We start from the raw sequence: 20878 nt of genomic DNA on the forward strand, positions 1-20878 counted from the left end.
GATCATCTCCTAGGTCAAGTCGACTACAGCACGCTCACCTCGGTCCCGCAACCGAAATACGTGAAGGCCCCCTTCAGTGCGTCTAGCGCACTGAAGGGGGCCTTCACGTACTTTCAGGCCAGGTACTCGGCGGCGGCGCGGAGGCTGACGTAGGACCCGCTGAACGTGTCGATCCGCGGCCCCTCGGTGTCCGGTCCCGGCGCGCCGGTCTCGACCCGGATGTAGTCCACGGAGGACTCCCGGAGCCAGCCCAGGAACTCGCGGACCTCGGGGTGCCGGTGCGCCTCGCGCGTCACCACGACGAGGTCGCGCGCGCCGTGGACGGCTTCGATCGCGGTCGCGATCCCGTCCGCGCCGACCTTGACCGCGCGGGTGCCGGGCACGAGCTCGGTCAGCTGCGAACCGAGCCCCCACGGCATCGGACCGGCCGCGATGATCGGCTCGGTCTCGATGTCGATCACCAGCGGCGGGCCCTCCAGCTTCGGCGAGCCCTGGATCCGCAGCGCCTTGCGCGCCGCCTCCAGGCCGAGCCGGTAGTCCACCGGGGAGATCGGCGTCGACACCGGGGGAGCGCCGAGCGCGGCGACCCGTTCCGACGCCTCGGCCAGCCGCTCCAGCGGCAGCTCACCGGACTCGACCGCGGCCGCGATGACCGCCGCGATCCGGTTCAGGTCGTCGTCGTCGAACGACACACCACCCAGGCAGAGCGCGTCGGCACCGGCGATCAGCGCCCGCACGGACGCCCGGCCGACCCCCTCGGTCTTGCCGAGTTCGCCCGCGATGGCGCCCATGTCGAGCGCGTCGGTGATCACCGCGCCGGTGAAGCCGAGCTCACCGCGCAGGACGTCGGTGAGCGCCTTCGGGTTGAGCGTGGCGGGCAGTTCACCCCACGCGGGCACGACGAGGTGCCCGGTCATGACCGCGCGCACCCCCGCCGCGATCGCGGCCTTGAAGGTGACGAGCTCGATCTCGTGCAGTTCCGCCTCGGTCCGGGGCAGCACCGGCAGCGCGTGGTGCGAATCGTCGGTCGCCGCCCCGTGGCCGGGGAAGTGCTTGGCCGACGCGGCCACGCCGTACTTCTGCATCCCGGTGATGTACGCCGCGACATGCGGCGAAGCCTTCACCGGATCCGAACCGAACGCGCGGACCCCGATGGAGGGATCCTCCGCCGCCAGGGTCAGATCCGCGCACGGGGCGAAGTTGATCGTCACCCCGCAGGCGGCCAGCCGCTCGCCGAGCGAAGCGGCGACCGACGCCGTCAGCTCGACGTCGTCCGCGGCGCCGAGTGCGAGTGGTCCGGGGATGAACGAGCCGGTGGCGACGTCGAGCCGGGTGACGTCACCGCCCTCTTCGTCGATGCCGATGAGCACGCCGGGCCGTTCCGCCCGCAGCTGCGCGCTGAGCGCGGCCACCTGCTCGTCGTCGACCACGTTGCGGCCGAACAGGATCACGCCGCCGAGGCCGTCGGCCACCTTGCGGCGCAGCCAATCCGGTGCGATGGTGCCGTCGAAGCCCGATACGAGAACGGATGCGGCGAGCTTTTCCGGTGAAGACAAGGATTACCCCTTCACTGCGCCTGCGGTCAGGTTGGACACGAGCTTGCGCTGGACGAGAATGAAGAACACGAGCGCGGGCACGGCGTAGATGACCGACGCCGCCATGATCCCGCCCCAGTCCACGGAAAACGCCGTGCGGAACGAGGAAAGCCACACCGGCAGGGTCTGCTTGTTCTGGTCGCGCATGAAGACGAACGCGAACAGGAACTCGTTCCACGCGGTGATGAAACTGAACACCGAGGTGGTCACCAGGCCCGGCGCGAGCAGCGGCAGCGTCACCCGGCGGAAGGCACCCGCCCGGCTGCAGCCGTCGATCATCGCGGCCTCTTCGAGGTCGTACGGGATGCCGTTGACGAAGCCGTAGAGCATCCAGCACGTGAAGGGCAGCGTCGCCGCGAAGTACACCAGCAGCAGCGAAGGCAGCTGGTTGAGCAGCCCGGCGTCGCGCATGAGCAGGTACATCGGGATCAGCAGCGCCTCGAACGGGGCGAGCTGGGCGACCAGCACCAGCAGCAGGAACCCCTTGCGGCCGCGGAAACGCATGCGGGACAAGGGAACCGCGGCCAGCACACCCGCGACGAGCGAGCACAGCACCGCGCCGAGCGTGACGATGAGACTGTTGGCGAGGTACGTGGTGAACCCCGGCTTCGTCAGCGCCGAGACGAAGTTGTCGAGCGTCGCCGCGGACGGGATCAGGTCGTAGTCCGGGGACAGGACCTGGCCCGGTGTCTTCAGCGAGGAGGTGATCATCCAGTACGTCGGGAAGACGAACAGGAGGGCCACGACCACGCCGAGCGCGCCGAGGCCGATCCGCTGGGTCAGGGACTTCCTCATGACAGGTCGGCCTCCTTCGTGCGCACCAGCAGCTGGACGTACCGGGCGGTGAGCAGGATCAGCACGAGCATCATCAGCAGGGCGGCGGTGGCCGCCAGGCCGAAGTGGTTGCCCGCGAGGCCCTTGAGGTACATGTAGACCGGCAGCGTCGTGCTGGCGCCGTCCGGCCCGCCTTGGCGGATCGCCCACACCTGGGCGAACAACTTGAAGTCCCACAGGACCGACAGGAACGTGACCATGGTCAGGATCGGCCGGATCGCCGGCCAGCTGACCGCCCAGAACGCCTGCCAGCCGTTGGCGCCGTCGATGCCCGCGGCCTCGTACTGCTCCTTCGGGACGCCGAGGAGCCCGGCGTACAGCGTGAACGCCACGAACGGCACGGCCTGCCAGACGACCAGCAGGCCGATCACGGTCAGGGTGCTCGGGCCGGTGGAGAACCAGGAATGCCCGATGAACCCGTCGAAACCGAGTTTCGCGAGCGTCTTGTTCAGGATCCCGTACTGCTGGTCGAAGATCCACTGGAAGACCGTGGTGGTCGCGACCACCGGGGTCGCCCACGCGAGGATCAGCGCGACCTGCAGGATCACCCGGACCACCGGGTTGAGATGCCGCATCAGCAGCGCCATGAACAGCGCCAGCAGCAGGGTGATGATCACGACCGAGGCGGTGAACACCAGGGTGCGGACCGTGATCTCCCAGAATTCGGGGTCGGAAAGGATCGTGGAGAAGTTCTCGAAGCCGACCCAGACCATGTCTCCGGAGACCAGCTCACGGAGGTCGAGCTTGCGGAGACTGATCCCGATCAGCTGCATCGTCGGCCAGCCCAGCAGGACCAGGATCGCGACCAGTGCCGGAAGGATCAGCAGATACGGCGCCGTCCGTTCGCCGAGACGGAGACGCCGATTGGACTTCTGGCGTTTGATGCGCGGCGATGCCGGCGGGGTGGCCCCCGCCGGCATCGTCACATCTTTGGTCGTGGTCATCCGCCGATGAGCTTGTCGAGCGCTGCGTTGGCGTCGGCGGTCGCCTGGTCGAGCGTCTTCGTTCCGGTCAGGTAGGCGGTCAGCATGTCCTTGATCGGGTTCTGACCGGACTCGACGTCACCCCACTTGGGGCTGGTCGGGACGGCACGGCCGTTCTTGGACGCCTCGGCCATGACCTTGGTGAGCGGGTTCGCGTCGAGCGCGGACACGTCGGTCGAGGTACCGGGGACGTAACCGGCCTTGGCCAGCTCGGTCTGGTACTTCGGGGTGGAGAAGAGCTTGACGTAGTCCTTGGCCGCGGCCGCGTTCTTGCTGTTGGCCGGGATGACCAGGTTCGAACCACCGAGGAAGACCGGGGCCGACTTGTCGGCGGTCTTGCCGGGGATCGCGAAGGCGCCCGACTTCTCCTTGATCTTCGGGTCGGTCTTCGCCGCGGTGTCGGCCTCACCGGGGACACCGATCATCATCGCGACCTTGCCCGCGCCGTAGATGCCGGCCTGCTGCGGGGTGGCCTCGTCAGCGTCCTTCGGGGCCTTGGTGCCCGAAGCGTCGGTGAGCTGCTTGTAGAACTCGAGCCCGGCCTTGGCCTGCGCGGAGTCCAAAGTCGCCTTGAAGGACTTGCCGTTGGCCTGGGCGATGTCGCCGCCCTCGTCCCAGATGAAGGACAGCAGCTCGTACCAGTTCTGGCCCGGCTGGTAGAGGGCCTGGAACTCGGGGTCGCTGCCGAACTTGGCCTTGAGCTTGGTGATCGCGTCGAGCCACTCCGCGCGCGTCTTCGGCGTCGCGGTGATGCCCGCCTGCTCGAACATGTCCTTGCGGTAGATGACCTCACGGTTGGCCGCGTAGAACGGGACGCCGTAGGTCTTGCCGTCGAACTCGCCCGAAGCCTTGAGGCCCTGGAGCCACTGCGCGCCGTTGAAGTCGCCCACGCTCGAGGTGAGGTCGGCGAGCACGCCCTGGTTCGCGAACGCGGGGGTCTGGGTGTTGCCCAGCTCGATCACGTCCGGCGGGTTGTCACTGGCCAGCGCGGTGGTCAGCTTCTGCTGGATGCCGTTCCACTGCTGGATCTCGTACTTGACCTTGACGCCGGGGTGTGCGTCTTCGAATTCCTTGTGGAGCGAGTTCGTCAGCGATTCCGGGGCGGTCCCGGTCATGAGCCAGACCGTGAGCGAGCCGTTCGACGCCGGAGCGCTCGAATTCGTGCTGTCGCCACTACCGGAACCGGCGCAGCCCGCCGTCGCGAGGGTGATGGCGGCGGCGCCCGCAGCCATCTTGAGCCAGCGCTTCACTCGTGCCGTCCTTTCGATGCCCGGCCACTGTGCCGGGCTCCCACAAAATGGTGTAGACCAATGTCGGCAGCGTGGTACGTACCACTCCGACTGTCAAGCGGGTGGCCGGTTCGTTGTAAACGAGCCGCAATCTTTCACCTTGAGTGAGCGGATGATCACGCTCATGTGGACATTTCGGGGTCCACGTCAGCCGCTTGCCAGGCGCGCTGACATGCGGTTTTTCGTTGACTGTGCCGGTGATCGGTGCATTCGGACGGTCATCGTTGCACCGATCGGCGCAACGGGAGCTCGCGTTCGCCTAGCGGTAGTCCTCGTCGTCTTCGGGAGGCTCGATACCGAGGAGTGCCCGAGTCTGATCCTGGAGGAACCACGCCAGCGTCGCGGTGATGATCAGCAGGACCAGCGGGAGGACCGGGCCGCCGTTGGCCAGGATGAACAGTTCGGTGACGCTCGCGCCCAGCATGACGCCCGCCAGTAGCAGCGCCGACGGCCCGCCGAGGCGGGGGATCAGCAGCCCGATCGCGCCGACGGCCTCCACGGCGCCGGTGACGTACCGCAGCCACTGTCCGAGGCCGATCTCGGCGAAGGTCTGTTCGGTGTGGCCGCCCGCGAACAGCAGGTAACCGCTGTAGAGGAACTCGGCGGCGAGCGCGGCACGCACGATCCACAGCGCGATCAAGCCGATGGGCAGGCTTCGGGTACCGCTGGCTCCTCCGGACATGCCGGAGATTTTTCTCCGGTGCGGGAAGGGTGGCAAGGCTACGCATGGTCCGAGACGCGTAGTGAAGGCCTCCTTCCCTACTCTCAAGGTAGGGAAGGAGGCCTTCACGGACTTCAGGTGGCGTGTCAGGCCGGGATCTGCCAGGACTGGCCTGCCGAACCGTTGCAGGTCCAGATCACCAGCCGGGTTCCCGAGCCGGTGCCGCCGCCCTCGACGTCGAGGCACTTACCGGACTGCGGGTTGACCAGCCTCTGACCGCTCCGCTGCCAGGTCTGGGCCCCGGTCTTGTTGCAGTCCCACAGCTGCACCTTCGTCCCGTCCGCCGTCCCGCTGTTGTCGACGTCCAGGCACTTCCCGAGCGCGCGCAGGGTCCCGTTCTGCACCGCCCACGTCTGCGCGCCGGTGTTGTTGCAGGTCCACAGCCGCACCGCCGTGCCGTTCGCGATCTGCGAGTTGTCGACGTCGACGCAGTTACCGCCCGCGCCGGTGATCCGCCCGGCCGGATACGGCGTGCCGCCGCGGATCAGGTACTCGCTGTCGGCCACGTTCCAGTGGGTGGCGAGGTAGCTTCCGGGCGCGGGATTGGTGTGGAAGTAGTCGTTGCCGAGACAGTCGATCTGGTTTTCCGGCGCGCCGGGGCACACCTTCTTCAGGCCGCCGGGCGGGAGGCCGCCGTCGTCGTAACACATGATGTCTTCGTCGTCCCAGCAATGACCGTACGGCGTCGCGTTCGGCGCGCTGCCCTGGACGGCGCCGAGGTTGTGCAGGAGTTCGTGGCCGCTGGCCTGCCAGCTCCAGCAGCCCGTGCCGACGGTCGCGTAATGCGGGCCGCCGTTGTACGGGTTGTTCGCGCCGGGGCTGTCGTTGCCGCCGTTGCCGAACGCGAGCCCGCAGCCGCCCGCGTCGTACCAGACGAGGTACTTGCGGTCGCCGCGGTTGTAGCCCTGTGCCTTGATGGCGTTGGTGATCGTGTCCACGTCGGCCATCGCGGACTGCGCGATGACGACGTTCGCGATCGTCGCCTTGCAGCTCGCGTCGTGCACGTACCGGACGTGCCGGACGCCGCCGCCGAGCCGGGACGCGGCCTCGACGAAGATGTCGTCGATCTGGCTCGTGAAGGTCTGGAACTGGCCGACGAGCTGCCCGTACCTGTCCGCTTGCGTGTTTCCGCGGACATAAAGCGCTTGAACGCGTTTTCCGCTGACACCGTCGCCGTCGCAGACCGCCGAGGCTTCAGCCGCGGTCGCCACCGGGGCGGGCAGGGAGATGACGCCGAGCACCAGCGCTGCGCCGGCCACGAGTCTCAGGAATCTTCTGGTCATGCCGAACCGCCTTTTCATCGCGGGGGATGAGGCATCCGGATGTGGGAAAGAGGTCTAGACCGGCAGGAATCATAAGCAGCCGAAGGTGAGCATGTCACTGACAGAACAGGACATACGTCACTTTTGTTCACCGAGGAGTATCTGTTCGAGCAAGAGGTCGACATCGCGGGCGGACTCGGCTTCGCCTATCCGGTGGAAGGTTTCGGCGGCGCGGAGCGCGCGGCGGGCGGCCTCCCGGACGCGGCCCGCGGCGCTGAGCACGTGGGCGGCGACGTGGTCGAGCTGCGCGACGAGATGTTCCCTGGCGGGCACGGTCTCGGTTTCCACGGCGTGCACGGCGGATTCCGCGACGTCGAGCGCGGTGAGCGCCGCGTCGAGGTCGCCGGACCGCAGCCGGGACAGTGTCGCGGCGTTACGGCAGGTGGCGGCCACGTAACCGCCGCCGATCGCCACAGCCGCGTCGGCGGCTTGCGCGTAGAAGTCGGCGGCGTTCGCGCCGTAGCCGAGCAGATCCAGTTGTTCGGCGGCGGCCATGCTCACCGAGATGTAGGAGTGCCCGGTGTCGCCCGACTCCTCCAGGATTTCGGCGAGGACGGCGTATTCGTTGAAGGCGCGCGAGGATTCGCCGAGCGCGCGGTAGGCGTCGGCGTACATCCACCGGCAGCGATGGCCCCAGTCCGGCAGCCCGGCGAGCAGCTCGATGGCGCGGGGCGCGACGTCGAGCACCTCGTCGTAGCGGCCGGCGCCGTGCAGCGCGGTGACGAGGACGTACCAGTGTTCCGCGTTGTCCTTGCCTTTCGACGCGGCGACACCGAGGGACGCGTACGCGTCGTCGACGGCCTCGGCGAACCGCCCGGTGCCGATCAGCGACAGCGCCCGAAGCTGGCGGAGATGACCACGCAACCGTTCCGGGCCGCCCGCGGGAAGCGTCGACAGCAAGTGCTCCACGAAGACGTCCAGTTCGTCGAGCGATCCCGTGCGCTCATAAGCGATCCGGACCTGTTCGACGGCCTCGACGGCTTTCTCGCCGACGTTCCCGACGATGAAGGCGTCCGTCGCCGCCTGCGCGAGTTCCAGCGTGGTCCCCGGATCCTCGCCGTCACCGTTCCGCAACGACGCCTCCAGGCACAGAAGAGTGCCGTGCAGCAAGGGATCGCCTGCTTTGTGCGCTCGTTCCGCCCCGCGACGCAAGGCCTCGTACGCCTCGGCAGTGCGGCCTTGCCCGGAAAGCACGTGCGCCAGCCAGTATTCGCCCCAGCAGGCGGCACGCTCGTCGGTCCCGGCGCGCAACCGCGCCGCGGCCACCGTCGTCAGCGCGACCCCGGTCTCGGCCTGATCGTCGAAAACGAGCCACAGCCCGAGCCAGCATTGGTTGAGCAGGAACCGGATTTCGTCGCCCTGGCGCCGGAATCCCGTGGCCGCGCGGCGCAACCGCTCCTCGGTGTCACCGTCCTGGAAAAAGATCGCGCGTAATTCGGCCAGCCGCGGGGCGATCCCGTCCGCGACGGTGCCGATCGCGGCGAGACAGGCCCGCGCCTCTTCCGGTTCGCATCGGTGATTGTGGATTTCGGCCCTGGTGACGAGTTCCTCCGCCGACAGATCCGGCGGAGGCAGGATCGGGACCCGCGGCAGCGCGGAAGGCAGGAGCGGGACGAATTCCGTGACCGGTTTCGCGGTCATCTTCCGTTCGGCGTGCGCGGCGAAATATCCGGTGGGATCGCCCTCGTCGAGTTCCTCGGCTTCGACGAAGGCCGCCGCCCGCATCCGCCGGTGCAGCCGGTTCAGGGAAAGACCGTCGTACGGCCCGTTGAGAACGAACCGGATCTCGCCGTATCCGGTTTCTGTCAACCGCCGGGTGAGCAGTGCGGCCGCGGCGAAGAAGTCCAGCCTGCCGACGGCGTCCGCGTGGTCGCCGACACCGTCCAAAAGCGACAGAAGATCGAGACCGGTGTGCTCGTTGCCGGTGAGGGCGCAGAACTCCAGCCGTAACGCGTGGTCGCGGTAACGGAGCGGAGCCCCGATCGACGCCCTGGTCACCCACCGGTAGGTCGACGCGGCCTCGGCGTGCTTGCCCGCGGCCGCCAGCGGTACCAGCGTCCGGCACAGCCGGGTGATCTCGGCCCCGTCCTCGTCCGAGCCGTCCGCGTCCGCGCGGCGTGGTTCCACTTCCATGGTCCTGCCCCCAGAACAATGACGTCGACGCCGGATCTTAACGCCCGGAGTTCCGTCATGAACCCGCTTTCGGGTGGTTCAGGGGACGCGCACCGCGGCTATTTGGGTGGCTTGCCCGATCAATCTGTTCTTTTCGTCCCAAAGCTCCGCGACCTCGTCCATCCGGTCGCCGCCGATCTCGCCTGCCCGCATCCGCACCCGGACCGGACCCGGTGCCGGGAGCCCGCGCAGGTACGCGGTGAACTGGACGGTCGGCGCCCAGCCCGCGATGCCGAGGTCGTAGGAGATCGGCGGGACCGGGTCGAGCGCCACGAGCAGGCTCACCGGATCCCAGTCGCTGCCGTCCGCGAGCCGCAGCCAGGACGAGATGACGCCTTTCCGGGACGGCTGTCCCACCGCGAAGCCCGCCGCTGCCGGGTCGAGCCGCTGCTCGACGACGTCCATCAGGCCGATCCGGAAGCCGCCACCGCCGTCGGCGGGCACGGGCAGGCAGTCCTGCTCCGGCGGGATCTCGACCGGGTCCACTCCGGACCACCACGCGTCGCCGTCGGTCAGGACGCCCTGGGTGATCAGGGCCTCGGTGCAGGGTGCGCCGTGCTGGCTCAGCCGCGCGCGCAGCTGGGTGAGGCCGCGGCCTTCGCGCAGCACCTCGACCTCGACGACCGCGGGACCGGGCTCCGGCGCCACCGAGAACGAGCCGCTGATCGCGGTCAGGTGCGGATGCGAGGAGACCCCGGCGGCGGCCCTGGCGAGCACGGCGAGCAGGTAGCCGCCGTGCAGTTTCGCCCCGATCGTCCACTGTGGATCGAGCTCGATGTCGAATACCGGCCTGTCGCCCCGGCGGATCAGGGCGGTCGCGGTCTGGAAGTGCGCCATAGCTCAAGCTGACATCGTCAAGTTGACGGTGTCAAGTCAATGCTGGCAGCATCACGGCATGGGCGCGAAGCGGACGAAAGCGCGGCCGGGCGAAGGAGAGAAGCTGCGGGGCGAGATCCTGCGCGCCGCCGATGCCCTGCTCGCCGAGGAGGGGACCGACGAAGCACTGACGCTGCGTGCCGTCGCACGGCGGACCGGCGTGTCCACCCCGTCGGTCTATGCGCACTTCCCGAGCCGTGACGCCTTGCTGGAGGCGGTCTGCCTGCGGGTGTGGGACGACCTCGCGCGCCGGATGCACGAACACACCGCCGAGGTCGGCGACCCCATGCGCGCGCTCAGCCGCTGCGCGCGGGTGTATGCCCGGTTCGCCCTGGACCATCCGGTGCAGTACCGGGTCCTGTTGATGCGCCCGTCCGGAGGCTCGTCTCCCGGCGCGGTCGCCTGTTTCCGGTATCTCGCCGACGCGACCGCCGCGTGTGTGCGGGAGGGGATCCTGCGCGGCGAACCGGAAGTGCTCGCGATGGGCCTCTGGTCGGCGATGCACGGCTGCGTGAGCCTGCTGATCGCCCAGCCGGGATTCGACTGGCCGGAGGAGTTGATCGACAGCGTCATCCGGATGGCCGGGCTCGGTACGGCGCTCGCCTGCCGGGTCCCGTGGGACGCGCTCCCGCCGAGTGCCGAACTGGCGGCCGAACTGGACGAACTGGCGGCGGGCTGGGCGACGGCACGCGGCCGGACTGGCTAGGCTTTCCCGCATGTCCGGGACATCGACGGCCGACGAACGGCTCCAGGTGCTCGAAGCCATCACCGACACCGCGCTGGGACACCTCGGCCAGGACCTGGTGGTGGCGAAAATCCTCGCCAGGGTGCGCGAGGTCCTCGGGGTCGACACGGCCACGGTGCTGCGGCACGACCCGGACGCGCGGCAGCTGCAGGCCATCGCCGCTTCCGGCATCGAGGAAGAGGTCTTCCAGGACGTCCGGATCGCCGTCGGCGCGGGTTTCGCGGGCCGGGTGGCCGCGGACCGGCGCCCGGTCATCCTCGACCACGTCGACGAGACCACCGTGGTCAACACGCTGCTGCAGGAGCGAGGCCTCCGCACCTTGCTCGGCGTGCCGATGGTCGCCGGGGACGAACTGATCGGCGTGCTGCACGTCGGATCCGTGACGTCGCGCGAATTCTCCGAGGCCGACGTCGAACTCCTGCGGCTGGTGGCCGCGCGGCTCGCGCTGGCGCTGCAGATCGAGAACTCCGCCACCGACCGCGCGGCCGCGGCGGCGCTGCAGCGGAGCCTGTTGCCGGGGCGGCTGCCCGTCGTCGCCGGGATGGAGTTCTCCGCGCGGTACGTGCCGGGCACCGAACCAGGGGTCGGCGGTGACTGGTACGACCTGTTCCCGCTGCCGGGCGACCGGCTCGGCATCGTGATGGGCGACGTCGCCGGGCACGGCCTCAACGCCGCCGTGATCATGGGACGGCTGCGCAGCGCCCTCCGCGCCTACGCGCTCGAATCGGACGACCCGGCGGAGGTACTGTCCAAATTGGACCGGAAGGTCCAGCATTTCGAGCCGGGGACACTGGCCACCGTCGTGTACGGGTTGGTGACGGCTTCGCGGGACAAGGTGGCGATCTCGCTGGCCGGACACCTGCCCCCGGTCCTCGCGGCGCCCGATCGGCCGTCCGCGTTCGTCGATGTCCCGGTGGATCCGCCCATCGGGGTCACCGGGCCGCGACGGCGAAGAACCGTGGTCGACCTGCCGCCCGGTGGCTCGCTCGTCTTCTACACCGACGGTCTCGTGGAACGCCGGGACCAGCTGATCGACCTCGGCCTGCAGCGGCTCGTCGACGTGGTCACCCCCGAGCAGCCAGGAGTGGTGTGCGCGCGGGTGATGGCCGCGCTCGTCGGCGCGACGCCGGCGCAGGACGACATCGCCCTCCTCGCGGCCCGGCGCATCCCGGCCTGAGCCTTCCCGCCGTAACGTCTGTGACCATCAAGTGATTCGAAGGGACGGTCTCGGATGGAGATCTGGGTGAACCCGGCGTGTGCCAAATGCCGGTCCGCGGTGTCGATGCTCGACGAGGCGGGGGCCGAGTACACCGTGCGGAAGTACCTCGAGGACCCGCCGACCGCGAAGGAGCTGAAGGCCGTCCTCAAGCGGCTCGGACTCGAGCCCTGGGACATCACCCGCACCGCCGAGGCGATCGCGAAGGAACTCGAGCTGAAGACCTGGGGGCGCACGCCCGCCGACCGTGACCGGTGGATCGACGCCCTGGTCACGCATCCGAAGCTGATCCAGCGGCCGATCATCACCGCGGACGACGGCACGACCGTTGTCGCGCGGACCCCGGAGGCCGTCCAGTCCGTGCTGCCCTCGTGAGCGGTGGTTGAGCGGTCCGTGAAGGCCTCCTTGAGGGACTCAGAGTCCCTCAAGGAGGCCTTCACGGACCTCTACCTGGGTCGAATAAAGCTCATGTTCGGTGGCTGAGGGCGCGGGCCCGCTCCTCGGGCAACCGCCGCCCCCGTTTCGACGCGAGCCGCACCGCCTGGTCGGCCAGTGCCCGCGCCGCTTCCGGCTCGCCGAGGTCCAGCCGGGCGTGCGCGATTTCGGTGAGGGCGTCCGCCTCCAGCAGAAGCTGACCGTTCTCGCGCAACGTGGCCAACGCCTTTTCGGCGTACTCCAGCGCTTTCGCGGCGTCGCCGAGGCTCCGGTGCGCGAACGCGAGGCCGATCCGGGCGGATCCCTGGCCGTAGCCGAGGCCGATTTCGGTGAACATCCGCAGCGCTTCGTGCAGTCCCTCGATCGCTTCCGCATGCTCGCCGCGCCGGTTCCGCACCGTCGCGATGACCTCCACGGCCGCCGCCTCGCCGCGCCGGTCGCCGATCTGCACGGAGCGGGCGTGGCATTCGGTCGCCAGTGTCATCGCGACGTCGAGGCGGCCCGCGTCGCAGTGGGTTTCGGCGAGGCAGTTCAGGGTCGCCGTTTCCCCGAAGCCGAGTCCGGCCTCGCGGGTGTAGGCGAGCACCTGTTCGTGATCCGCGATGGCCTCGTCGAACCTGCCCAGCGCCCACAGCGCGATCCCGCGGCCGTTGAGCGCGTGGAAGGCGGTTTCCCGTTGGCCGGTTTCCGTGGCCAGCCGCAGGGACCGGTCGTGCCAGCCGACCGCCGTCCTCGGCCTGCCGGAGAAGGTGTGGATGACGCCGATGCAGTTCAGCGCCAGCGTTTCCGCCCCGGTGTTGCCCGCCCGGCGGCTGACCGCGAGCGCCTGGCCGTGGAAGTGCAGCGCTTGCCTCGCCTTGCCCTGCTGGCTCGACGCGCGGCCGAGGTTGCGCAGCGCGTCGGTCTCCGCGTCGAGGTCCTTCAGCTCACGCGCGGCCGCGAGCGCCTGCTGGAAGTGTTCGATCGCCGGGCCGTAGTCGCTGAGATTGTGCGACATCTGCCCGAGGACGTCGAGCAGCGACAGCCGTGCCCGTACGTTGCCCGTCTCGGTCGCCGAGCGCAGCGCGGCCGTGCAGGTCGCGACCGCCTCACGGGCGTGCCCGCTCGCCTGGAGGTAGCCGCGCAAGACGTCGATCAGCCGCCACGCGGCGGGCTGGAACGCGGGATCCGTGGTGGCACAGGCGATCGTGTCGACCAGGTTGTCCCGTTCGGTGTCCAGCCAGCGAAGCGCGGTGTGTTCGTCGAAGACCGGCGAGGCGGCGCCGGCGTAGAGCACGCGAGTGGCCGCGGCAGCGGTCTCCACATACGACTCGATCAGCCGGGACAACGCCGTCAGCGCGGCTTCCTGCGGGTCTTCGGCGTGCCCGCGTTCGGCGGCGTACTCCCGGATGAGGTCGTGGAACTGGTAGCGGCCGGGCGCGGTCCGCTGCAGCAGGTTCGCCGCGGCCAGCCGGTCGAGCGCGCGGCCGGTCTCCACGCGCGAAGCCCCGGCGACAGCGGCCGCCGCGGGCGCGCCGAAATCCGGACCCGGTGCCCGGCCGAGCATCCGGAACAGCGTCCGGTCCGGTTCGGACAACCGCAGATAGGACCGGTCGAAGGCGACCCGCACGGCCGAAGACGAGTCGCCGTCGATGGCCAGTTCCTCCAGCCTGCCCGAACGGGTGAGCTCGGCGGTGTACTCCGCGACGCTGCGGCCGGTGTCGGCCGCGAGGTTCGCACCGGCGATCCGCAGTGCCAGCGGCAGATGCGCGCAGGCCGCGGCGAGCGCGGCGACGGCTTCGGGTTCGGCGGCCGTGCGCGCGGGCCCGAGCAGTTCGGCGAGGACGGCACTCGATTCGTCTTCGGTGAGCACGCCGAGCGGCAGGTGCACGGCGCCGGGGTTGACTGCGAGCCCGCGCAGGTCGTTGCGGCTGGTGATCAGCACGGCGCAGCCGGGCCGCCCCGGCAGCAGCGGCCGGACCTGGTCGACGTGCACCGCGTTGTCCAGCAGCAGCAACATCTTCTTGTCCGCCAGCACACTGCGGAACAGGGCGGCCTGCTCGGCGGGTTCGGCCGGGATCCGGTCCCGGTGCACGCCGAGCGCGCCGAGGAACCGGGTCAGCGCGGCCGACGGGTCGAGCGGCGGACCGGCCGCGTAGCCCTGGAGGTTCACATACAGCTGGCCGTCCGGGAAGGAGGGCCGGAACCGGTGCGCGACGTGCACCGCGAACGCGGTCTTCCCGACCCCCGGCGGTCCGGAGACCACGACGTTGCGCCCGGTCGCGGTCAGCCGCAGTCCCGTGAGCTCGGCCATCGGATCCGCGCGCCCGACGAACCGGTGGACGTCGGGCGGCAGCTGGCTGATCGTCTCCCTCGGGGGATCGGCGCCCTCGTCGAGGATCGCGGCGTGGACGCGCCGCAACCGCGGGCCGGGCTCGATCCCCAGTTCGTCGGCGAACATCCGGCGCGTCGAGCGGTAGGTCTCCAGCGCGTCGGCGCGACGGCCGGACCGGTCGAGCGCGGTGATGAGCTGCGCCCGGAACGTCTCCTGCCACGGGTGTTCCTTGGTGAGCGTGACCAGCTCGGCGACCAGCTCGCGGTGCCTGCCCGCTTCGAGCCCGGCCTCGATCCAGCGCTCCAGCGTGCGGAGGCGGTCTTCGCCGAGCTGCGCGGCTTCGTCACGCTGCAGGGATTCCGACGGGACGTCGCAGAGCGCCGGGCCGCGCCAGCACTCCAGCGCTTCGGCTAGCAGCGCGAGCTCCGTGGCGGAATCACCCGCTTTGCCCGCTTCCAGGCCCGCTTCGGTCAGCCGCCGGTAGCGGAGCAGGTCCAGTTGCTCGGGCTCCAGCCGGATCCGGTAGCCGTCCTGGCGGGTCTCGATCAGGCCGTCGCCCAGCATCCGGCGCAGCCGCAGCGCGTAGACCTGCGTGCTCTTGCGCGCCGTGGACGGCTGGTCCTCGCCCCAGAGCCGGTCCGCGAGCCGGTCCAGCGAGACCGTCGAGTTGGCCCGCACCAGCAACGCCGCGAGCAGGACCCGCAGTTTGGGCCCGGCGATCACCACCGGCTCCCCGTCACGCGTCACCTCGAGCGGGCCGAGCACACCGAAACCGAACCGGGGAATACGCGTTCACCTCCCGAAGTGTCAGATTACTGCTGTTGCCCGGTTGAAACCGGAGCCTGTCACGATCTCGTCCGCGAGGCCTCCCCGATGGCCTCGATCAGCAGGCGGGCGGCGGTGCCGACGGAGTTGTCGGCGAGGTTGCCGTAACCGAGGACGAGCCCGGGCGCTCTGGGGGTCGCCCGGTAGTCGTCGAGATCGGTCACGCGCACTCCCTTGATCGCCGCCCGCCTCACCACCTCGGCCGCCGAGCCGCCGGGCAGATCCAGCACGAGGTGCAGACCGGCCGCGACGCCGGACACCGGCAGCGGGCCGAGCGCGTCCACCAGCGCGTCGCGCCGGGCCCGGTAGCGTCGCCTGGCCGCGCGCAGATGCCGGTCGTAGGAGCCACGTTCGAGGAAGGTCGCGAACGCCAGCTGCTCCAGCGCGGGCGGAGTCGGCGAAGGCTCGACCAGGTCCGTCCACTGTGGAGGCAAGGCGTACCAGCCGAGGCCGAGCGCGGGACTGAGTGTCTTGCTGACCGAACCGAGCAGCGCGACCCTCGCCGGGTCCATGCCCTGCACGGTCCCGACCGGCCGCCGGTCGTAGCGGAACTCGGCGTCGTAGTCGTCCTCGATGATCAGGCCGTCGACGTCGCGTGCCCAGCTCAGCAGCCCGGCGCGACGAGCGGGGGAGAGGACGGTGCCGGTGGGGAACTGGTGCGCCGGGGTCACGAGGACGGCGCGGGCGCCGGACGGGATCTCGTCGACGCGCAGGCCGTCTTCGTCGACCGGGACACCGACCACGTCGAGTCCGGCGCGCGTCGCGACGCGCCGCAGCGTCTGCCAGCCGGGTTCCTCGGCCGCGACGCGGGTGATCCCGGCCGCGAGCAGCGCGCGGCACACGCGGCCGAACCCGTCGGTGACGCCGGACGAGATCCGTACGTCGTCGACGACGGCTCCCCGGCACCGGCGGAGGTAGTCGGCCAACACGGCGCGCAGCCGCGGGTGCCCGCCGGGAACGGGGTAGCCGAACTCGCCGTGCGGCGCGTTCGCGAGGACTTCGCGGACCGCCTCCGCCCAGCGTTGCCGGGGGAAATGCCGCAGGTCGGGCAGACCGGGCATGAGGTCGATCTCCGGTGGGGCGGCTGTGCGCGGGACGGGTTTCGCGGCCTCGCCGCCCGGCGCCGACCAGCGCACGACGGTGGCCGAGCCGGTGCGCGCGGCGAGATAGCCCTCCGCGATCAGCTGTTCGTACGCCTGCGTGATAACCCAGCGGGAGAAGCCCAGATCCGCGGCGAGGGTGCGGCTGGGCGGCAGCGCGGCGCCGGAGCCGAGCGTGCCTTCGCGGATCACCGTGCGGAGCGCCCTGGTGAGCCGCTCGTGCCGGGGACCCGGTCCGGAGAGATCGAGGAGCACGTCCCAAGCCAGATTGGTCTGGGAATTCGTCATGTGAATGGACTGTAGTACCGGACCGATCCCACCATAAAGTCTAGACCATGGAAAAGGTGGAGCTCGGCCGGACCGGCCGGAAAGTCAGCCAGGTCTCGCTCGGGTGCATGACGATGGGCACCGCCACCGACGAGCGGACCTCGGCGCGGATCCTGGACGCGTACCTCGACGACGGCGGCGACTTCCTCGACACCGCGAACTGCTATTCGTGGTGGGTGCCCGGCGCGGCGGGCGGGGAGAGCGAAGAACTGCTCGGGAGACTCTTGAAAGGCAGGCGGGACAAGGTCTTCCTCGCGACGAAGGGGTCGGCCGCGGTCGCCGACGCCGACAGCGCGCGCAAGGGGTACCACGAGGACGGCAGCGCGGACTGGGACCACATCGGACGGCATTTCGAGGGCGCCGGCGGCGACGTGATCCGGCGCGCCGTCGACGAAAGCCTGCGGCGGCTCGGGACCGACCACATCGACCTGTACTACATCCACGTCGACGACCGGGCGACCCCGCTGGAGGAGACGCTGTCCGCGCTCGACGGGATCGTCCGCGCGGGGAAGGTCCGGCACATCGGCTGGAGCAACGTCCGTTCGTGGCGGCTGGAGCGGATCCGCGCGCTCGCGGAACGGAACGGCTGGGCGTCGCCGGTGGCCGTCCAGCTGCAGCATTCGTACCTGCGGCCGGTGGCCGATTCGGCGTCGCTGGCCACCGGGGACATGCTCGACTTCCTGCGGGACAACGAAGACATCGCGCTCGCCGCGTACTCGTCGATCCTGCGGGGGATCTACGACGACTCCGCCCGGCGGCTCGCGCATCCGGTCTGGCAGAGCTACGCCGGACCGGACGGCGAGGCGCGGATGGCCGCGATCGACGCCGTGGCGCGGGAAGCGGGGGCGACCGGGAACCAGGTCGCGCTGGCGTGGCTGCTGCGGCAGGCGTCGCCGCGGGTGCTGCCGCTGATCGGGCCGCGGACATGGGAGCACTACGAGGCGATCCGGCCGGCTTTCACGCTGGAACTGGACGCGTCGCAGCTGGCGGTGCTGGACGGCGCCTGACCGTGCCTCGTGCGTGCCACCAAGCGCGCGCCCCGCTGGCCGCGGTGCGAAAGCCACTTTCGCAACGTTGAAGGTTGCGAAAGTGGCTTTCGCAACGCGCACTCCCCGCTAGACCGCACTGGACCCCAGGGGTCGCGGGTCTCGTGAGTGGTGAGGCTGGTTGGGGCGGATCGGTATTTGCCTACCTGTGCGAAGGTGGCGGTTCCGCGGGTGCCGGGGGCGACGGTGAAGGATTTGGGACGTTGAACGTCCTGTTTCCTTCACCGTCGCGGGCTCGCGCCGGTCTCGGATCTTGATCAACGGAGGATCCGGGACACTCACCGTCCCCATTCCTCCGTTGATCAAGGTGGTGCCGGGGGCAGGCGGCGTGACGGTGGAGGATTCAGGACGTTCAACGTCCCAAATCCTCCACAGTCGCACCAGTGGGTAGGCAAATACAGGTCCGTCAGAACCTCACGAGTCGTTACGCGAGCTTGCGGAAGAACTGCCGGATGTCGCCAACCAGCAGATCCGGCGCGTCCTGCGTCGCCCAGTGACTGCCGCGCTCGAACTCCTGCCACGAGACGATGTTCGCGTGGTCCCGCTCGGCGAACCGGCGCAGCGGACGGAAGTCGTAGGCGAAACTCGCCAGCCCGGTCGGCGCGGTCGTCGGCTCGGTCACGTGCTCGGTGTGCTTGTCCTCGTAGTAGAACCGCGCCGCCGAGGCCGCCGTGTTCGTCAGCCAGTACAGCGTGGCGTTGGTGAGGACGTGGTCGTCGCTCGTCCCCGACAGCAGCTGCGCGCTCCACGCCAGCTGCCCGGTCGGCGAGTCGGCCAGCGCGTGCGCGAGGTTCTGCGGCGCGCTCTCCTGGAGCTTCGCGTAGCCGGACATGTCGTCGTTGAAGGTCTGAAGGAACTGCATGTACTCCAGTTCCTTCTCGGTCATGCCCTCGAACTCCGCCGGGTCTCCGCTCGGGAACGAGAACAGCTGCGTGACGTGCACCCCGATGACGTGCTCGCCGTCGGCGCGCCCCAGTTCGGGGGCGACGAACGAACCGGCGTCGTTCCCGTGCGTGCCGTACCGCTCGTAACCCAGCCGCCGCATCAGTTCGGCCCACGCGCGGGCCGTGCGGTACCGGTTCCAGCCCTTCTCATGGGTGGCGCCCGAGAAACCGAACCCCGGCAGCGACGGGATCACCACGTGGAACGCGTCGGCCGCGTCCCCGCCGTGGGCCTTCGGGTCGGTCAGCTGGTCGATCAGGTCCAGGTACTCGAAGACCGAGTTCGGCCAGCCGTGCGTGAGGATCAGCGGCGTCGCGTCCGGCTCCGGCGACCGGACGTGCAGGAAGTGGACGTTCTGCCCGTCGATCTCGGTGGTGAACTGCGGGTACTGGTTGAGCTTCGCCTCCCACTTCCGCCAGTCGTAGCCTTCGCGCCAGTAGGCGACCAGACGCTGCACGTAGTCGAGGGGCACGCCGTACTCCCAGCCCGGCGTGACCGGTCCACGCTGCACTCCGTCGGTCACCTGGTCGGCGGGCAGTTCGTTCGCCCAGCGGACCCGCGCCAGGCGGTCGGCCAGATCGTCCAATTCGGACTGCGGGACGTCGACGGTGAAGGGTCTGATCTCGGTGTTCTCGTTCATGAGACAAAGGTTAAGCTCCCATTAGGAACATGCCGTTCCTAATGGGAAGGCAACCTCGAAATATGTTGGAAACTTCGGCAAGGCTGCTCCGTCTGCTCTCCCTCTTGCAGACTCCCCGTGACTGGACCGGCACTGAACTGGCAGAACGCCTCGATGTGAGCTCCCGGACGGTCCGCAACGATGTCGAGCGCCTGCGCGCGCTCGGGTACCCGGTGAACGCGACCCGCGGTTCCGCCGGCGGGTACCGCCTCGGCGCGGGCGCCGAACTGCCGCCACTGTTGCTTGACGACGAGGAGGCCGTCGCCGTCGCGATCGGACTCCGCACCGCCGCCGGCGGCACCATCGCGGGCGTCGAGGAGACGTCGCTGCGCGCGCTCGCGAAACTGGAGCAGGTGCTGCCGTCAAGACTGAGGCGCCGCGTCAACGCGCTGCAGGCGTACACGATCTCGGTGCCCAGGGACGAACCCGGCCCGCGCGTCGACGCGAAGACGCTCACCGTGCTGACGGCCTGCTGCCGGGATCACGAGGTGCTGCGGTTCGGCTACCGGAGCCACGACGGCTCTGAGAGCGTGCGCAAGGTCGAGCCGTATCGCCTGGTGAACTGGGGACGCCGCTGGTACCTGGTCGCGTGGGACCTCGACCGCGGCGACTGGCGCACCTACCGCGTCGACAGGCTGACCCCGCGTGTCCCGGTCGGCCCCCGGTTCACCCCGCGTGACCTGCCCGAGGACGTGACGGACCGGGTGCGGCGCGGGGTCTCTGCGGCCGCCTGGCGGTACCGGGCCGACGTCACCGTGCACGCGTCCGCCGAGGAGGTGACCGCGCGGATCAACCCGGCCGTCGGCACGGTCGAGGCCGTCGACGCGAGCACGTGCGTGCTGCACACCGGCGCCGACAGCATCGAGACCCTGGCCGTCCACTTGGGACTGCTCAATTACCCTTTCCGGGTAACCGAACCGCCGCAACTGGTCGGCTACTTGCGCGAGCTGGCCGACCGGTACCGCGATGCCACCGGCTAGCCCTTGATCGCCTTCGTCACCCTGGCCTCAAGGCGTTCCGCGGTGACCGGACACGAGAGCGGGTCGTCGCGCGGGCATCGGCTCAGATGGGTCAAGGCGTCGATGGCTTGGCGCATGCGCTCGATGGTCGCCGTGAGGTCGTCGACGCGATGGGCGACGAGTTCACGCCAGTGCTCGATCGCGCGGGGCCCGGCGAGGATCTCCGCGGTGTGGTCGAGGCTCATCATCGCGTCGTCGTGCCAGAGCTGGACGAACGCGAGCCGGCGTAACGCGTCGTCGTCGTAGAAGCGGACCCTGGCCCGGCGGGTGGTCGCGGGGACCAGGCCGAGTTCGTCGTAGTACCGCAAAGTGGCGACGGTCGTCCCGAAGGCTTCCGCCACGTCACGGATCGAATGCAGCATCTCGTGCCCCTCCTCTCCGGGGGTTGCGCTCAAGTCGACTTGAGTCGCGATCGTCAAGGGTAGCGACGAGAGGCGG

17 protein-coding genes are annotated in these 20878 nt (G+C 69.7%); 5 read left to right on the forward strand and 12 right to left on the reverse strand.

Annotation, left to right across the window (positions count from 1 at the left end; all coding sequences use genetic code 11):
• Window positions 1-113: 113 nt before the first annotated feature.
• The 8 genes from AMYAL_RS0124690 to AMYAL_RS0124725 form a co-directional block, all read right to left on the reverse strand.
• Complete coding sequence (locus tag AMYAL_RS0124690; protein WP_020633937.1) at window positions 114-1556, reverse strand: glycoside hydrolase family 3 protein; 1443 nt, start codon at window positions 1554-1556, stop codon at window positions 114-116.
• A gap of 3 nt (window positions 1557-1559) precedes the next feature.
• On the reverse strand, window positions 1560-2390 hold the full coding sequence (locus AMYAL_RS0124695; protein ID WP_020633938.1) for a carbohydrate ABC transporter permease: 831 nt from the start codon (window positions 2388-2390) through the stop codon (window positions 1560-1562).
• The gene (locus AMYAL_RS0124700; protein WP_020633939.1) at window positions 2387-3373 is read right to left on the reverse strand and encodes a carbohydrate ABC transporter permease; all 987 of its coding nucleotides are present in this window, start codon (window positions 3371-3373) and stop codon (window positions 2387-2389) included. The genes AMYAL_RS0124695 and AMYAL_RS0124700 overlap by 4 nt, the downstream gene beginning before the upstream one ends.
• Window positions 3370-4662: an extracellular solute-binding protein gene (locus AMYAL_RS0124705; RefSeq protein WP_020633940.1), complete on the reverse strand. Its 1293-nt coding sequence runs from the start codon at window positions 4660-4662 to the stop codon at window positions 3370-3372. Before AMYAL_RS0124705 ends, AMYAL_RS0124700 begins: the two co-directional genes overlap by 4 nt.
• Before the next feature lie 298 nt (window positions 4663-4960).
• Window positions 4961-5383: a DoxX family protein gene (locus AMYAL_RS0124710; protein WP_020633941.1), complete on the reverse strand. Its 423-nt coding sequence runs from the start codon at window positions 5381-5383 to the stop codon at window positions 4961-4963.
• A gap of 125 nt (window positions 5384-5508) precedes the next feature.
• Complete coding sequence (locus tag AMYAL_RS0124715) at window positions 5509-6705, reverse strand: RICIN domain-containing protein (protein WP_020633942.1); 1197 nt, start codon at window positions 6703-6705, stop codon at window positions 5509-5511.
• A gap of 117 nt (window positions 6706-6822) precedes the next feature.
• Complete coding sequence (locus AMYAL_RS0124720; protein ID WP_020633943.1) at window positions 6823-8877, reverse strand: hypothetical protein; 2055 nt, start codon at window positions 8875-8877, stop codon at window positions 6823-6825.
• Window positions 8878-8955: 78 nt separating this feature from the next.
• Entirely contained in the window at window positions 8956-9753 is a 798-nt protein-coding gene (locus AMYAL_RS0124725; protein ID WP_020633944.1) for a thioesterase family protein, read from the reverse strand.
• Window positions 9754-9811: 58 nt separating this feature from the next.
• Here AMYAL_RS0124725 and AMYAL_RS0124730 point away from each other — a divergent pair, with 58 nt between their 5' ends.
• From AMYAL_RS0124730 to AMYAL_RS0124740, 3 genes are read left to right on the forward strand one after another with little or no spacing between them, the layout of a single operon-like run.
• The gene (locus tag AMYAL_RS0124730) at window positions 9812-10498 is read left to right on the forward strand and encodes a TetR/AcrR family transcriptional regulator (RefSeq protein WP_020633945.1); all 687 of its coding nucleotides are present in this window, start codon (window positions 9812-9814) and stop codon (window positions 10496-10498) included.
• Between the two features lie 10 nt (window positions 10499-10508).
• Window positions 10509-11714 (forward strand): PP2C family protein-serine/threonine phosphatase, encoded by a 1206-nt coding sequence (locus AMYAL_RS0124735; protein ID WP_020633946.1) that lies wholly within the window; start codon window positions 10509-10511, stop codon window positions 11712-11714.
• Window positions 11715-11768: 54 nt separating this feature from the next.
• A complete protein-coding gene (locus tag AMYAL_RS0124740) occupies window positions 11769-12128 on the forward strand; it encodes an arsenate reductase family protein (protein ID WP_020633947.1) in 360 nt (119 codons plus the stop codon).
• Window positions 12129-12219: 91 nt separating this feature from the next.
• Here AMYAL_RS0124740 and AMYAL_RS0124750 read toward each other — a convergent pair whose 3' ends face one another.
• Both AMYAL_RS0124750 and pdxR read right to left on the reverse strand, forming a co-directional pair.
• Window positions 12220-15267, reverse strand: coding sequence for an AfsR/SARP family transcriptional regulator (locus tag AMYAL_RS0124750; RefSeq protein WP_020633949.1), 3048 nt, complete (start codon window positions 15265-15267; stop codon window positions 12220-12222).
• 80 nt (window positions 15268-15347) lie between these two features.
• A complete protein-coding gene (pdxR, locus tag AMYAL_RS0124755; protein WP_020633950.1) occupies window positions 15348-16715 on the reverse strand; it encodes a MocR-like pyridoxine biosynthesis transcription factor PdxR in 1368 nt (455 codons plus the stop codon).
• A 47-nt stretch (window positions 16716-16762) separates the two neighbouring features.
• On the opposite strand from pdxR, the gene AMYAL_RS0124760 reads away from it, so the two are divergent.
• Window positions 16763-17761, forward strand: a complete 999-nt coding sequence (locus AMYAL_RS0124760) for an aldo/keto reductase (protein WP_026467409.1) — start codon at window positions 16763-16765, stop codon at window positions 17759-17761.
• A 463-nt stretch (window positions 17762-18224) separates the two neighbouring features.
• Here the strand turns inward: AMYAL_RS0124760 and AMYAL_RS0124765 are convergent, their stop codons facing one another.
• Window positions 18225-19382, reverse strand: coding sequence for an epoxide hydrolase family protein (locus AMYAL_RS0124765; protein WP_020633952.1), 1158 nt, complete (start codon window positions 19380-19382; stop codon window positions 18225-18227).
• Between the two features lie 62 nt (window positions 19383-19444).
• Here AMYAL_RS0124765 and AMYAL_RS0124770 point away from each other — a divergent pair, with 62 nt between their 5' ends.
• Window positions 19445-20401 (forward strand): helix-turn-helix transcriptional regulator, encoded by a 957-nt coding sequence (locus AMYAL_RS0124770; RefSeq protein ID WP_020633953.1) that lies wholly within the window; start codon window positions 19445-19447, stop codon window positions 20399-20401.
• On the opposite strand, the gene AMYAL_RS0124775 is transcribed toward AMYAL_RS0124770, so the two are convergent.
• Window positions 20398-20802, reverse strand: a complete 405-nt coding sequence (locus AMYAL_RS0124775; protein WP_020633954.1) for a MerR family transcriptional regulator — start codon at window positions 20800-20802, stop codon at window positions 20398-20400. The genes AMYAL_RS0124770 and AMYAL_RS0124775 overlap by 4 nt on opposite strands.
• Window positions 20803-20878: the final 76 nt, after the last annotated feature.

The organism is Amycolatopsis alba DSM 44262 (assembly GCF_000384215.1).
Lineage (GTDB): Bacteria > Actinomycetota > Actinomycetes > Mycobacteriales > Pseudonocardiaceae > Amycolatopsis > Amycolatopsis alba.